The organism is Amycolatopsis sp. NPDC059235 (assembly GCF_042754125.1).
Classification (GTDB): Bacteria; Actinomycetota; Actinomycetes; order Mycobacteriales; family Pseudonocardiaceae; genus Amycolatopsis; species Amycolatopsis albidoflava.
The window spans coordinates 35,850-49,511 of sequence record NZ_JBHZAG010000076.1; the positions used below are offsets into that span (position 1 = coordinate 35,850).

General features: G+C 68.9%; 13 protein-coding genes. 9 read left to right on the forward strand and 4 right to left on the reverse strand.

Annotation, left to right across the window (positions count from 1 at the left end):
* Positions 1 to 50: 50 nt before the first annotated feature.
* Entirely contained in the window at positions 51 to 1,481 is a 1,431-nt protein-coding gene (locus tag ACFXI3_RS35715; protein WP_378405632.1) for an MFS transporter, read from the forward strand.
* Here ACFXI3_RS35715 and ACFXI3_RS35720 read toward each other — a convergent pair.
* Complete coding sequence (locus ACFXI3_RS35720) at positions 1,431 to 4,493, reverse strand: BTAD domain-containing putative transcriptional regulator (protein ID WP_378405634.1); 3,063 nt, start codon at positions 4,491 to 4,493, stop codon at positions 1,431 to 1,433. The genes ACFXI3_RS35715 and ACFXI3_RS35720 overlap by 51 nt on opposite strands.
* 118 nt (positions 4,494 to 4,611) lie before the next feature.
* Here ACFXI3_RS35720 and ACFXI3_RS35725 point away from each other — a divergent pair, with 118 nt between their 5' ends.
* The 5 genes from ACFXI3_RS35725 to ACFXI3_RS35745 all read left to right on the forward strand — a co-directional run bounded on the left by ACFXI3_RS35725 (position 4,612) and on the right by ACFXI3_RS35745 (position 8,065).
* The gene (locus tag ACFXI3_RS35725; protein WP_378405636.1) at positions 4,612 to 5,247 is read left to right on the forward strand and encodes a TetR/AcrR family transcriptional regulator; all 636 of its coding nucleotides are present in this window, start codon (positions 4,612 to 4,614) and stop codon (positions 5,245 to 5,247) included.
* Between the two features lies 1 nt (position 5,248).
* Entirely contained in the window at positions 5,249 to 5,545 is a 297-nt protein-coding gene (locus ACFXI3_RS35730) for a DUF6204 family protein (RefSeq protein WP_378405638.1), read from the forward strand.
* A gap of 63 nt (positions 5,546 to 5,608) precedes the next feature.
* Positions 5,609 to 6,448, forward strand: a complete 840-nt coding sequence (locus ACFXI3_RS35735; protein WP_378405640.1) for an MBL fold metallo-hydrolase — start codon at positions 5,609 to 5,611, stop codon at positions 6,446 to 6,448.
* A gap of 67 nt (positions 6,449 to 6,515) precedes the next feature.
* Complete coding sequence (locus ACFXI3_RS35740) at positions 6,516 to 7,079, forward strand: hypothetical protein (RefSeq protein WP_344269192.1); 564 nt, start codon at positions 6,516 to 6,518, stop codon at positions 7,077 to 7,079.
* Entirely contained in the window at positions 7,076 to 8,065 is a 990-nt protein-coding gene (locus ACFXI3_RS35745) for a hypothetical protein (RefSeq protein ID WP_378405642.1), read from the forward strand. The genes ACFXI3_RS35740 and ACFXI3_RS35745 overlap by 4 nt, the downstream gene beginning before the upstream one ends.
* Here ACFXI3_RS35745 and ACFXI3_RS35750 read toward each other — a convergent pair.
* Complete coding sequence (locus ACFXI3_RS35750; protein ID WP_344269198.1) at positions 8,062 to 8,583, reverse strand: N-acetyltransferase family protein; 522 nt, start codon at positions 8,581 to 8,583, stop codon at positions 8,062 to 8,064. The genes ACFXI3_RS35745 and ACFXI3_RS35750 overlap by 4 nt on opposite strands.
* A 42-nt stretch (positions 8,584 to 8,625) precedes the next feature.
* Here ACFXI3_RS35750 and ACFXI3_RS35755 point away from each other — a divergent pair, with 42 nt between their 5' ends.
* Together ACFXI3_RS35755 and ACFXI3_RS35760 are read left to right on the forward strand one after the other, a co-directional pair.
* Positions 8,626 to 9,186 (forward strand): helix-turn-helix domain-containing protein, encoded by a 561-nt coding sequence (locus ACFXI3_RS35755; protein WP_378405644.1) that lies wholly within the window; start codon positions 8,626 to 8,628, stop codon positions 9,184 to 9,186.
* Positions 9,187 to 9,278: 92 nt separating this feature from the next.
* Complete coding sequence (locus ACFXI3_RS35760; protein WP_378405646.1) at positions 9,279 to 10,679, forward strand: MFS transporter; 1,401 nt, start codon at positions 9,279 to 9,281, stop codon at positions 10,677 to 10,679.
* Here ACFXI3_RS35760 and ACFXI3_RS35765 read toward each other — a convergent pair.
* Together ACFXI3_RS35765 and ACFXI3_RS35770 are read right to left on the reverse strand one after the other, a co-directional pair.
* Positions 10,570 to 12,159 (reverse strand): DNA polymerase ligase N-terminal domain-containing protein, encoded by a 1,590-nt coding sequence (locus ACFXI3_RS35765; protein ID WP_344269207.1) that lies wholly within the window; start codon positions 12,157 to 12,159, stop codon positions 10,570 to 10,572. The genes ACFXI3_RS35760 and ACFXI3_RS35765 overlap by 110 nt on opposite strands.
* A gap of 20 nt (positions 12,160 to 12,179) precedes the next feature.
* Positions 12,180 to 12,656: a MarR family winged helix-turn-helix transcriptional regulator gene (locus ACFXI3_RS35770; RefSeq protein WP_344269210.1), complete on the reverse strand. Its 477-nt coding sequence runs from the start codon at positions 12,654 to 12,656 to the stop codon at positions 12,180 to 12,182.
* Positions 12,657 to 12,740: 84 nt separating this feature from the next.
* Between ACFXI3_RS35770 and ACFXI3_RS35775 the strand changes: the two genes are divergently transcribed.
* Entirely contained in the window at positions 12,741 to 13,376 is a 636-nt protein-coding gene (locus ACFXI3_RS35775) for an NAD(P)H-dependent oxidoreductase (protein WP_344269213.1), read from the forward strand.
* Positions 13,377 to 13,662 lie beyond the last annotated feature (286 nt).

Sequence of the window (13,662 nt, forward strand, 5' to 3'; positions counted from 1 at the left end):
TCATCGCCGGTGCTGGCCGAGAGCGGCCGCGGGTTCCGAGGATCGGGGGCATGACGGAAACTCGCCGTGCCTGGCTGGGACTGCTCGTGGTGCTCGGACCGGTCCTGCTGGTCTCGATGGACGGCTCGATCCTGTTCCTGACCATGCCGACCATCACCCGCGCCCTCGCCCCGACCGCCGAGCAGGCCCTGTGGATCCTCGACAGCTACGGGTTCGCGGTCGGCTCGCTGCTCATCGCGTTCGGCAGCCTCGGCGACCGGTACGGGCGGCGCAAACTGCTGATGATCGGCGTCGCGGTCTTCGGGGCGGGTTCGGCCGGTGCCGCGTTCGCGCCGACGCCGGAATGGCTCATCGGCTGTCGTGTGCTGATGGGGCTTGGCGGCGCGACGCTGTTGCCCTCGGGGCTCGCGGTGCTCAGCGAATTGTTTCCCGAGCCGCGGCGCCGGGCCAGGGCGATCGGGATCTTCGCCGCGACGTTCGCCGCGGGCTTCGCGATCGGCCCGATTCTCGGCGGGCTGCTGCTGAGCCGATTCGGCTGGGGGTCGGTGTTCCTGGTCAATCTGCCGGTCGTCGCGGTGTTCCTCGCGGCCGCGCCGGTGGTGCTCCGGGAGGCCAGGACGACCCGGCCGGGCAAGGTCGATCTGCTCAGCATCGCCTTGTCCGCGGGCGGATTGCTGCTAGCGGTCTACGCGGTCAAGGAATTCGCCGCCTACGGTCCTTCTTGGCCGGTGGCGTTCGCGGGCGTCGCCGGAGCCGGGGTGCTGACGTGGTTCGTGCTGCGGCAGCGGACGTTGGAGTATCCGCTCCTCGACGTGAGCCTGTTCCGCGAGAAGGTGTTCACCGTCGCCGTGATCACCGGGGTGCTGTCCCTGTTCGCGTGGTCGGCGGCGGCGTATCTGACCGGGGTGTATCTCCAGTCGGTGCTGGGATTGTCCGTGCTCCACGCGGCGCTGCTCGCGCTTCCGGGCGCGGTCGCCCTGACCGCGACGTGCGTCCTCACCCCGGCGCTCGCGGCGCGGATCGGGAGCCGGGCTGCGTTGGTGACGTGTCATTTCGCGATCGCGCTGGGGCTGGGGTTGCTGCTGGCGACCACCGTCACCGGCGGGGCCGGATGGTTCGTCGCCTCGACGGTGGTCGCCGGTTTCGGCTACGGGATCTCGTTCTCGCTCGTCGCGGACACGGCGGTCGGCGCGGTCCCGGCTGACCGGGCCGGTTCGGCGGGAGCGATCAGCGAGACGGCCAATGAGATCGGTCATGCGCTGGGGATCGCGTTGCTGGGTTCGGTGGCGGCGTTCGTTTTTCGGTTGCTGGCACCGGAGGGGGCCGCAGCTGAGAAGGAGGCTGTGGTGAGCGGATTGCATGTCGCGATGGGTGTTGCGGCGGTGCTTTGCGCGGGGCTGGGAGTGCTTGCGCTGCGGTGGCTTCCCGAATCAACTGAGGACGTCGAAAGCGAGGGCGATCGGATCGTCGACTGTGCCTGATGGTTCGGCCTGAACGGCGGCTTCGAGAGCGGTCGCGTCAGGAAGAGCCAGATGCGGACCACCGAGGAGGCCGTGTGCGGCGGCCAAGAGATCAGCGGCGGCGACTGGGCGGTTGACGCGCAGGGCATGGTCGGCGACGCCCAGGAGGACGATCGCCAGATACAGCACCTCGCCGGCTTCGGCGGCCAAGGCGAGGGCTTCGCGGCGGCGGTCCCTGGCCGCGGGCAGGTCGCCGGTCTGGGCGTCCAGGTAGGCGTGCGAATGCTGGATCATCGCGCGGAACAACGGATGCGGCTCGGATTCGCTCAACAGGGCTTCGGCGCGGTTCAACTCCGACCGCGCTTCCGCCGGATCACCGCGCCAGCGGGCCAGCTCCGCTTTCGTCTGCGCCAGGAACGCGAGCGAATCTGGGAACGGCACACTCCGCGCGTCGCGTTCGGCGGCGGTTACCGCGGCCGCCGCCGCTGCCTCGTCGCCGAGTTGCCAGAACAGGTGTGCTTGCCGTCCGCGGGCGAACAGGACGTCCTCGGCCGAACCGATTTCCGACACGACTTGGATCGATTCCTCGTAGCACGCAACGGCTTCCTCCAGCTCTCCGCGGCGGGCGACGACGTCGGCCAGGCTGTTCAGCGCCAGCGACATTCCCCAGCGCTCCCCGCACCGCCGGAACAGCCGGACGGCCTCGCGGACGTCGGCTTCTTGCGCGGCCGAATCGTGCCGGAGGTTCAGCTGCGACCGCGCCCGATGCAGCCGGGCATGCGCGCGCAGCCACGGGTCGTCGTCGGCCAGCAGCTCGTCCAATGTGGACTCGACAGCGCCGCTGTCCGCGGTGCGCGTGAACACCGGGATGATGGACCGCAGCAAGGAATTCTTGCTGTCGCGGCTGAGTTCGAGTGCTTTGCGGCCCAACTCGTCGGCGGAGGTTTCGGTGCTCATCCCGATGGTCAGCAACAACGCGGCCATCGCGTATCCCATCGCGCGCAGTTCGCGATCCGCGTCACCGGGCAACGCCAGCGCCGCTTCGATCAGTTCCTGCGCCTCGGTTTTGTGTCCGGTCAGCATCCAGAACCACGCGCACGACGTCGCCAGCCGCAACGACGTCGAGGCTTCGCGAGCGGCGATGGCGCCGCGCGCCGCCGAGATCAGGTTGCCGTGCTCGGCGGCGAAGCGGGCCAGCCATTCGATCTGCTCGGCGCGGCGCAGGTATTTGTCGCCGGTTTCGGCGAAGCGGGCGAACCACTCGGCATGCGCCTGCCGCAGTTCCGAGCGTTCGTCGGCCAGATCGAGCTGCTCCAAGCCGTACGCTTTGATCGTCTCGAGCATCCGGTAGCGCGGCTCGGCGTCCTCGGAAACGGTCAGTAGCGATTTGTCGACTAAGGCGCTGAGCAGCTCGGACGTACCGCCGCAGACCGCTTCCGCGGCGTCGGCGGTCGCCCCGCCGGAGAACACCGACAACCGGCGCAGCAGCTGTCGTTCGTCCGGTTCCAGCAGGTCCCAGCTCCAGTCGACCACCGCGCGCAGCGTGCGATGCCGCGGCAACGCGGTCCGGCTGCCCGCGGTGAGCAGGCGGAACCGGTCATCAAGGCGGGCGGCCAGCTGCGACACGGTCAGCGACCGGAGCCGGGCCGCGGCGAGTTCCACCGCGAGGGGCATTCCGTCGAGTGCCCGGCAGATCCGCACCACTTCATCCACAGTGGACTCATCGACGGTGAATCCCGGCCGCACGGCGGCGGCGCGATCGGCCAGCAGCCGCACCGAGGCGCACGACATCGCTTCGACGGATGTCGCGTTTTCCGCAGGCAATGTCAGCGGTTCGACCGGCCAGAGCGCTTCGCCAGTGACTGCCAGCGGTTCCCGGCTGGTCGCGAGAATGCGCAGCCGCGGGCATTCGCCGAGCAAGTGTTCGGCCAGTTCCGCGGCGGCTTCGATGACGTGCTCGCAATTGTCGAGCACCAGCACCGCGTCCCGGTCGCGCAGCGCCCTTGCCGCCCGCTCGCGCGGAGTGCCGATGGCGAGCGTTCCGGAGTACATCTGTTCGCGCAGGCCCAGCGCGTCTAGTACGGCCTGCGGGACGTCCGCGCCGTCGGCGAGCGGGGCCAGTTCGGCGAACCACACGCCGCCGCGTTCGGACAGCAGATGTCGTCCGGTTTCCGTGGCCAGCCGGGTTTTTCCGGCTCCACCCGGCCCGGTCAGCGTGGTCAGCCGGTACTCGCCGACCAGTTTCGCCACGCGCGTGACCTCGGTGGTCCGGCCGACGAAACTGGTCAGCCCGGCTCGCAGGTTCGTGCGCGCCTCGTCCTCGTCGGCCACCGTTTCGCGGAGGATTCTGGTGTGCGCGGCGGACAATTCGGGTGCCGGGTCAGCGCCGAGCTCATCCGCCAGCGCCATCCGGATCCGCGCGAACACCTGCAACGCTTCGGCCGGGCGTCCGGCGGCTTGCAGCGAGAGCATCAACGCCGCGGTCAGCCGTTCGCGCAGCGGATGTTCGGCCACCAGTCTCGACAGCTCTTCGACGAGATCCGCGCCGTGCCCCAGCCGGAGGACGGCCTCGGCGAACTCCTCGGTGGCGGAAAGCCGCAGCTCATTGAGCCGCACGATGTGGCCCTGGAAGAACTGCGCGTCGGAGACATCGCCGAGCGCCGGGCCGCGCCACAGGTTCAGCGCCTCGCGCAGCAGCACGACGCGCTTCTCGTCCGGAGCCGTCCTGGCCGCGGTGACCAGCTCCTCGAACCGCGCCGCGTCCACGGTCGCCTCGGGCAGCCGGTAGCCCGACGGCGTGGAATCGAGCCGTGTCCCGGCCCGGCGGAGCCGCGAGACGAGAGCTTGCAACGCGTTGGCCGTGGCCGGCGGACGCGTCCCCCAGACGGCGTCGACCAGCCGCCCGGCCGAGACGACCCGGCCGGGCTCCAGGGCGAGGGCGCTCAGCAGCGTCCGCAATCGGGCACCGGCGATCTCGACTGCGGCACCGTCGTCGTTCCGGACCTCCAGCGGGCCCAGCAAGCCGATCCGCACCTCGTCGATGATGCCGCGCCGGCCACCGCCGCGTCCTCCGGGATCTCCCCGATATCCAGGAGATCTCGGAGAGTAAATGGAGTCGACACCAAGTTTGGAGTCTGCTTCACTCTTCGGCGTGGGACTTCGGGAGCGGAAGAAGCAGGAGACGGTGCGGCGGATCGCGGAAACCGCGCTGCGCATGTTCGTCGAGCGCGGATTCGACGCCGTCACGATCGCCGAGGTGGCGGAGGCCGCCGACGTCGCGGTCAACACGGTCTACAACCACTTCCGCGTCAAGGAAGACCTGGTGCTGCCGCCGTCGGAAGCGTCCGCGGGACGGCTGGCCGAGATCGTGCAGGCGCGCGGGCCGGGAGTGTCCGCGGCACGCGCGGTGCTGGACCGTCTGCGCGACGAGATCCGGCAGCGCTCGCGGACGATCGGGCTCAGCCCGGGGTTCGGCCGGGTGCTGCCGATGATGCTGGCCGCGCCCACGCTCGCCGCCCGGCTGCAGGAACTCGGTCAGCAGATGGTCGCCGAACTCGCCGACCTGCTGACCGCGGAAACCGGTGCGGCACCGGACGATCCGGTACCCGGGCTGATCGCCGCGCAGATCGGCTGGATGCACAGCCTGCTGTACGGCGAGATCGGCAAACGCACCGTCACCGGAGAGCGGCCGGACGACATCGCGGAGGCGGCATCGAGGCTCCTCGACGCGGTAGAAGGCCTGCTCAGCGACCAAGTACTGACCTATGCGACCCGGAAGGACGCCTGACATGGACGCGTTCCGCGTGATCATCCGCGGCAAATTCGACGCTCTCGACGAGAGCGCCCGTGCGGTGCTGGAGGCCAAGACCGACGTCGCCTTCACCGAGGAAGGCACGTTCAGCTACGACGTCAACGCGACGGCGTTCACCTTCCGCTGCCAGGTCCCGGCCGGTCCGGACGACGACGAACGCGCGGCCAAAGACGGCGCGACCGCCGCGTTGGCCGAGCACGGACTGCCGTATCGGGACCTGAACTACGCGGTCACCGACCTGCGGGCGATCAAGATCCGGCGCAAGAAGCGCTGACGACATCCGCCGGCGCGGTCGCCAGCCGCGAACAGATTCCTTCAACCTCGAAAGCGAGCGGGCATGACCACGCAGCTGATCCTTCTCGGCACGGCGGGCGGCCCCGCGCCGAAACGCACCCGGAGCGCTCCGGCGCAGGCGATCGTCGTCAACGGCGCGACCTATGTGATCGACTGCGGCAACGGCGTCGCCCGGCAGCTGGTGCACGCGGGAATCAAGCTGGACTCGCTGCGCGCGGTCGGCATCACGCATCACCACTCCGACCACAACGCCGACTACGGAAACCTCTATCTGCTGGGCTGGGCGGCGAACCTGGACCATCAGGTCCCCGCGTTCGGCCCGCCGCCGCTCGCGGAGATGACCCGGCATTTCCTCGCGATGAACCGCTTCGACATCGACACCCGGGTCGTCGACGAGGGCTTGCGTCCGCTGGACGAGCTGCTCGATCCGCACGAAATCACGACGGACGGCGTGGTCTTCGAGGACGAGAACGTGCGGATCACCGCGGCTCGCGTGGATCATCCGCCGATTGTCGACGCCTTCGCCTATCGCGTGGACACCGAGGACCGGTCCATCGTGATTTCCGGCGACACCGCGCCGTGCGAGAACCTGGTGCGGCTCGCTGCGGGCGCGGATGTCCTGGTGCACGAGGTTATGCACGTGCCGGCGGTCGACGAGATGGTGAGCCAGTTCAACGGCGCGACGCTGCGGAACCATCTGCTGGCGAGCCACACGAGCGTCGAGCGGGTCGGAGCGCTTGCTAAGGAAGCGGGCGTCGCGACTCTCGTGCTGTCGCATTTCGTGCCGACTGATGCGGACATTCCCGACGAGGTCTGGCGCGAGCACGCCGCGGCCGGGTTCGGCGGCGAGGTGGTCGTCGGCCGGGACTTGCTGCGGCTTTGACCGGACGCGCTGGCTCGAAGTCGCGTCGTTCCCCGGGTTCGGTGCGTTTCGTACCTACAGTGGCGAGGTGACTACGCCCGCAGAGGACCAGCGCGACCACGTGATGGCGCGCGCGTCCGCGCTCCGCCGTGAGATTCGCGCGGGTCTGGCGCAGCTGCCGGACCAGGCGGACGACGAACGCACGCAGACGCTCGACGCCTTGGTCGAGCGGGCGGAGGCGCTGCTGAGCACCGAGAAGGAAGTCGACGCCGCCGTCGAGCAGGTGCGGCTCGCCCGGCTGGAAGCCAAGCGCGGCAAGGTGCAGCGGACGACGCTGTACCTGGCGGTCGCACCGGTCGCGGTCGGGATGGTGAGCGGCGCGATGATGCTGTTCGGCGCGCTCAACGTGGTCTGGCTGCTGCTCGCGTTGCCGTTGCTGGGTGCCGGCTTGCGGATCGCGTTCGGTCCGCTCGGGCCGACGCCGCTGATGGTCAACCGGCGGCAGCGGGCCGCGTACAGCGGTGCTTTGGCGGCGATCTTCACCGCGGTCGCGCTCATCGGGGCCGGGCCGGCCGTCCAGCCGATCATGGTCATTCTGGCGGCGCTCGCCACTGTCGCGACCGTGGCGTTTCTGGTGCAGGAGGCGCGGTGACCTACTCCGAGTACTACCGCGACACCGAGTACTACCCGGCCGAGGAAGGCCCGGAGGCCGATCCGGAACTGGTTGCTCTCACCGACACCGTCGGCGGTATGCAAGAGACTGTCGACGATCTGGAAAGCCGGACCGTCCGCGACCTTTCCGAACTGCGCGAGACCGTCGAGTCGTTCACCGAAACGCATTCCCGGCACGAAACCCGCCTGGACCACACCGCCCGGCAGCTAGAACGGCTCCGGCAGCGTTTGCTGGTGCTCGAACGCGCGGTGCGGGTGTCGGAGAAGGTCCCGGTAGTCGACCTGGACGACGTCGGCCCGCGGCTGCGACAGCTCGCCGCCGAAGCGGAACGGCGGCACAGCCTCGCCGCGCAGCTGCTCACGCCGAGCCAGCGCCGGCCGCACGAAGAGGACCTCGCTCGGCTTCCTCAGGCGCAGAAAGCGTTGGCGGAGTGCGAAGTAGCGTTGATCGGCGTGCTGGAGGCGCTGGCGACAGCCGAGCGCGGCACGCCGGAACGGGACGACGCGGAGTCGCGACTGTCCGAAGTGGTCGCTCGACGGCGTGGTGTGCTGGACCGTCAGCTGCCCGCCGCGCGGCAGGATGCCGAAGCGGCGCAACAGCTTCTGGCCGCGGACGAGGTGACACGGACGCGGGTGCTGCCGCAGATCGAGAAGTGCGAGCGTGATTGGGAAGAGCTGCATTCCCGGCTGCGCGAACGGATCACCGAGGCGATCGGGTCGAGCGCGCTGCTGCCGGTGTGGTTCACGCACGCGTTCGGAGTCGCGCCGCCTTCGGGAGCGGCAGGCGACAAGTGGATCCGCGCGGCGACATCGGCGCTGGCCTACCGGGTGACGCACGGCGTGGTCGACCCGGCGCTGCCGCTGGGGGAGCCGCCGCCGTCGGACACCGACTGGACGGAACCGAAGTGGTCCTGGCGGGCCCGGCTTGAACACGACATCGAGGAACTGGATCTCGGGGTGGATTAGCGCGGTTCCTCTGGGGTGGCGTCTGTGGTGGGGGCGAGTTCGCGTTGCATCCAGGTGACGTCGCGCCAGGCGCCGTGTTTCCAGCCGATTTTGCGCCAGGTTCCGATGAGTTCGAAGCCCATCGCTTTGTGGAGTCCGACGCTGGGTTCGTTCGGCTGGGTCATCCCGGCCACCGCGGTGCGCAAGCCGCGTTCGGCGAGGCGGGCGAAAAGGGCTTCGTACAAGGCTTTCCCGCCACCCGCGCGTCGGCGGTCCTGGGCCAGGTAGACGCTCACCTCGCACGACCACCGGTAAGCAGCGCGCTCCTTGTACGGGCTGCCATACGCATACCCGACGACCGCGCCGTCGATTTCCAGCACCAACCACGCATACGACTTCGTCGCCTTCGCGATCCGCGCGGCCATTTCCGTCGGCGTCGGCGGTTCGGTCTCGAAGGTGATCGCGGTTTCCCGGACGTACGGCGCGTAGATCGCCGCGCAGGCCTCGGCGTCCCGTTCTTCGGCAGGTCGGATCAACATGTTCACGATAGTAGACACGATCCGCTGCTATAGTCGATAGCTGTGACCGATCCCCTCTCCGCTTCGCTCGCCGCGGCGCTGCGCGAAGCCCGTCAGGACCGCGAACTTTCGGCGGGCACGCTCGCTGAACGCTCCGGGGTTTCCCGCGCCATGATCGGGAAAATCGAACGCGGCGAGGCGCAGCCGACGGCGGTACTGCTCAGCAGGCTCGCTGCCGCGCTCGGGCTTTCGTTGTCCGAACTGGTGGCCCGTGCGGAGGGTGACGACGACCGCCGTCTCGCTCGTCGCGAGGACCAAGCGACCTGGCAGGACCCGGTCACCGGCTACGTGCGCCGCGCGGTCTCGCCGCCCGGGCGCGGGGCGACCGAGCTCGTGGAGGTCGACCTGCCGCCCGGCGCGAAAGCGGGTTTCCCTGCGGAGTCCTACGTCTTCGCCGACCATCAGATTTGGGTGCTGTCCGGCCAATTGCGCTTCCACGAAGGCGAAGTGGTGCACGAACTCGGCGAAGGCGACTGCCTCCAGCTCGGCCGCCCGGTCGACTGCGCGTACGAGAACCCCGGAACCCAGCCGTGTCGCTATCTGGTGGTGCTCACCAAACGCTGAAGGTGACGCAGGTCACGCCAGATTTGTCTGATTACCGGGGTCTCCCGCCCGGAGATGATGCGACCGCATGAAGCATCCGGGAGGAGAAGCGAGTGGGTTCGTGGCGCGAATTGGGAGCGCACTTCAGCACCGCGGTCGTGCTGGCCGGCGGTGTGCTCGTCGGCGCGGTCAACATCTATGTGGCGGCAAGCCTTTTGCCGACCGCGGTCGCCGACATCGGCGGGGAACGGCTCTACGCCTGGAACATGACGGCGTTCCTGGTCGCGCAGGTCGTCGCGACGATGTTCGTCAGCCGGGCGCTCGCGCGGCTCGGCAACGCGGCGGCGTACTACCTCGGGTTCGGTGTTTTCGCGGCGGGCTCGGTGGTTTGCGCGGTGAGCCCGGCGATGCCGGTGCTGCTGGCCGGGCGCGGAGTGCAGGGATTGGGCGCGGGATTGCTGACCGGGCTCGGGTTCGCGGTGATTCATTCGGCGCTGCCGCGGCAGTTGTGGGCGCGGGGGAGCGCGTTGATCTCGGCGATGTTCGGCGTCGGCAACCTCGTCGGCCCTGCGCTCGGCGGGCTGTTCGCCCAATTCGGCTCGTGGCGGGCGGCGTTCGTCGTGCTGGCGGTCGCGGCGGTCGTGATCGCTGCGTTGGTGCCGCGGGCGCTTCCGCGCAATGAGCGAAGCGGCGAGACGACCCCCGTGCCAGCCTTCGCGCTGGTAGCCGTCGTGGGCGCGGTTGGGGCGGTGAGTGTCGCCGGAATCTTGACGAACATCGTCGCGATGGCCGCGTTCATCGTGCTGGGATTTGGCTTCGTGCTGGCATTTCTGCTCGTCGAGAAGCGCGCCGCGATCCGCGTGCTGCCCGCTGCGACCTACGAGCGCACCTCGTCGCTGAGGTGGATCTACCTGACCATCATGTGCCTCGCGGCCGGAGTCTCGGTGGAATCGTTCCTGCCGCTGTTCGGCCAGCATCTCGGCGGATTACCGCCTGCCGCAGCGGGATTCTTCTCCGCCGCACTGTCGTTCGGCTGGTCGGCGAGTCAGATAGTCAGTTCGTCAGCACGCCGAGTCCGTCTGCTCTGCCTGGCCGGACCGACGCTGCTGGCTCTCGCGTTCGTCGTACTTGCCTTGCTGCAGCGGGAAAACGCTTCAGTCTTGGCGTGGCTGGTCGTGCTTCTGATTGGTGGCACCGGGATCGGCATCGCCATGCCGCACCTGTCGGTCGCCGCGATGGCCAGCGGTCAGCAAGCGGCGGCCGCGATCGCGACCGTGCTCACGATGGCGACCGCGTTCGGCGCGTCGATCGCCGGTCTGCTGGTGAATGTGGGCGCACCGTCGATGGTGACGTCCGCGCGCTACCTGCTGATCGGCTTCGCTGTCGTTGCCGCGGCGGGGATCTTCACGACAGCCGCGGCAGGCGTTGGTGCACGTCCAGCAGTTGCGCGAACGGATCTCCCGTCTTCGCCACGCGATCGAGCACCGTCCGGATCGTCCACCGATCCGGAGTGAGGTCGGGGTCGTCGAGTTCGTCCCACTCCAGCGGGACGGACACCGGCGCCCCCGGCTTCGGCCGCACGCTGTACGGCGCGACGAGGGTTTTGTTCAGCACGTTCTGCGTGTAGTCGAGCCGCGCCAGGCCGCCGCGGCGGTCCTTGTGCCACGCCCAGCTCACCAGGTCCGGCAGGGTCTTGCCGATCGACTTCGACACGGTTTCCGCCCACGCCCGAGTCTCGGCATACGTATACCGCGGCTCGACCGGCACCCAGATCTGAATGCCGCGCTGCCCGGTCGTCTTCGGCCGCCCGACGAGCCCGAAGTGGTCGAGCGCGGCGCGGTGCAGCCGGGCGAGCGCGAGCACGTCGTCGAAGGACGTTTCGGAACCGGGGTCGATGTCGAACAGCAGCCAGGTCGGATGCTCGACGTCGGACGTGCGCGACGTCCAGGCGTGCAGCTCCAGCGCGGCGAAATTGGCCAGCCAGGCCAGATCCGCGACGCCGGAGGGCACGAGGTACTGCTGCACGTCGCCGGGGTCGGCTGCCTCGTAATGCCAGCGGTGCAGCCACTCCGGCGCGTGGTCGGGCACTTCCTTGTGCCAGAAACCGGGTTTGCCGACGCCGCCGGGGAACCGGTTGGTGTTGAGCGCGCGGCCGGCGAGGTAGGGGAGCATCGTCGGCGCGATCCGGGTGTAGTACTCGATCAGCTCGCGTTTGGTGATCGGCGCTTCGCCCTCGCGACCGGGGATCAACGTCTTGTCGAGGTTGGTGACCTTCAACTGCCGCCCGGCGACCGTCCACGTGCCCTGTTTGCCGAGCTCGCTCAGCGCTTTGAGTTCGTCCTCCGACGCTGGCTCGAACACCGGATGCAACGGCACTTCCGCCTCGGCCGCGGGCAAATCGCCCCGCCACAACGCAGGCGGCGCCGCGGCGATCTCGTCGTTGGTGAGCCCGCTCTTCACCGACTTCGGATGATCCTCCGCGTCCCAGCCCGTCGTCGCGTGGTCGTCCTGCTTGTGCAGCAGAAACCACTGCTTCCCGTCGCCGTCCCGCTTCGGGTGGATCAACACGAAGCGTCCGGCCAGCTTCTCGCCGAACAGGTCGAAGTGCAGGTTCCCGTCCGCGAGCGCCTGCTCGGGATCATCGGTGTCGACCGGCTCCCAGCGCCCGCGATCCCACACGATCACGTCGCCGCCGCCGTACTCACCGTGTGGGATCACGCCCTCGAAATCGGCGTACTCCAGCGGATGGTCCTCCACGTGCACCGCCATCCGCCGCGCCTTCGGGTCGAGCGTCGGCCCCTTCGGCACCGCCCAGCTGACCAGCACGCCACCCAGCTCGAGCCGGAAGTCGTAATGCTTCCGCCGCGCCCGATGCCGCTGCACGACGAACCGGTAGCCAGGTTCCTTGGGGGCGTTCGCACCGGACGGCTCGTCGGTCTTCGCGAAGTTGCGCATCGCGCGGTACTTCGCCAGCCGCTCGGCGGCACCGTCCATTTCGCTGCCCCCTCCCCGTTTCAGCAGGCCGGAGGTTCCTCCGTGCAAGAGCTGCTGTCGACCGTTCCCGAAGCCGCCTGCAACAGCAAGTTGTAGAGCTGTTCGCGCTGGTCAGGGTCAAGCGCCGCGAAAACCTCGTCCTCGACCGCCGCGAGCGCGGCCTCGGCCCGGGCCAGCTCCTTCGCCCCGCGCTCGGTCAGCACGACAACGTGACGCCTGCGGTCCTCCGGCGAGCGCCGCCGCTCGATCAGCTGGTCGGCTTCGAGGTCGTTGAGCAGGCCGACGACGTTGGTGCTGTCCATCTCGAGGATCTGCGCGAGGGACTGCTGAGTGCTCGAACCACGGGTCTGAAGGACGGTCAGCGCGATCAGGTGCCGAGGCCGCAGCCCGAACGGAGCCAGCACGGTTTCCGCGCGCAGCCGGATCCGTCGCGCGAAGTGCTCGAGCAACGCACCAGACCTGCGCGGAGCCTGGGCGACGAGCGGCAGCGGAGCCATCTGTCCATTCTACGAGACACCCCGGGTAGCTGCCGTGCTATAAATGGTTTGTCCAACACAAACTATCTACGGACGGTCATCGACATGGCACACCTGCTGCACCTCGACTCCAGCATCAACGGCGACCGCTCGGTAAGCCGCAAACTCAGCGCCCGTGCTGCTCAGGCCTGGCGCGCAGCCCACCCGGACGGGACGGTGACCTACCGAGATCTCGCGGCGAACCCCATCCCGCACCTGGACCCACTGGCCTGGGAAGCCCGCATCACCCCGTCGTCCGAGCACACCGCGGCCCACCGCGAAGCCGCCCGAATCGGCGAAGACTTGGCGGCTGAGGTACTGGCCGCGGACACCGTCCTGCTGGGCCTGCCGCTCTACAACTACGGCGCCCCCAGCTCGGTGAAAGCCTGGGTAGACCGCCTGATCGCCTCCGCGGGCGACGACCCGTCAGTGCTAGGAACCGGCCGAGAACTCCTGGTGCTGGCCAGCCGAGGCGGCGGCTACGGAGAAGGATCCCCAAGGCACGGCTGGGACCACGCAGAAGGCTGGCTCCCGCACGGCCTTTCCCTGACAGGCCTCGAACCGCGCTTTATTACCGCAGAATTCACCATGGCGGACGTCAACCCCGCACTGGCGGAATTCCGCTCGCACGCCGCGGAAAGCCTGACCGCGGCGGAACGAGAAATCGACGCCCTCTGGACCCCCGCCACCGCCACCCGCTGACTACCGAATGCCGTGAAGGGCTCCTTGAGGGAATGTAATTCCCTCAAGGAGCCCTTCACGGACTTCAGGGACGGCGAAGTCCGTGAGGGGGCCCCTGAGGGACTCTGATTCCCTGAGGGTTCCCCTCACGACCCGCTCGCTCACCAACCACGAAACCGCAGCCGGTGCACTCAACGATCGAGGCACCCACCCCACCCCCGCACCCCGATACGAAGCCAAAATGCGGTCTGAGGGTGGTTGTCAAGGCATCTTTCCAGCCTTGACAACCACCCTCAGACCGTCATCA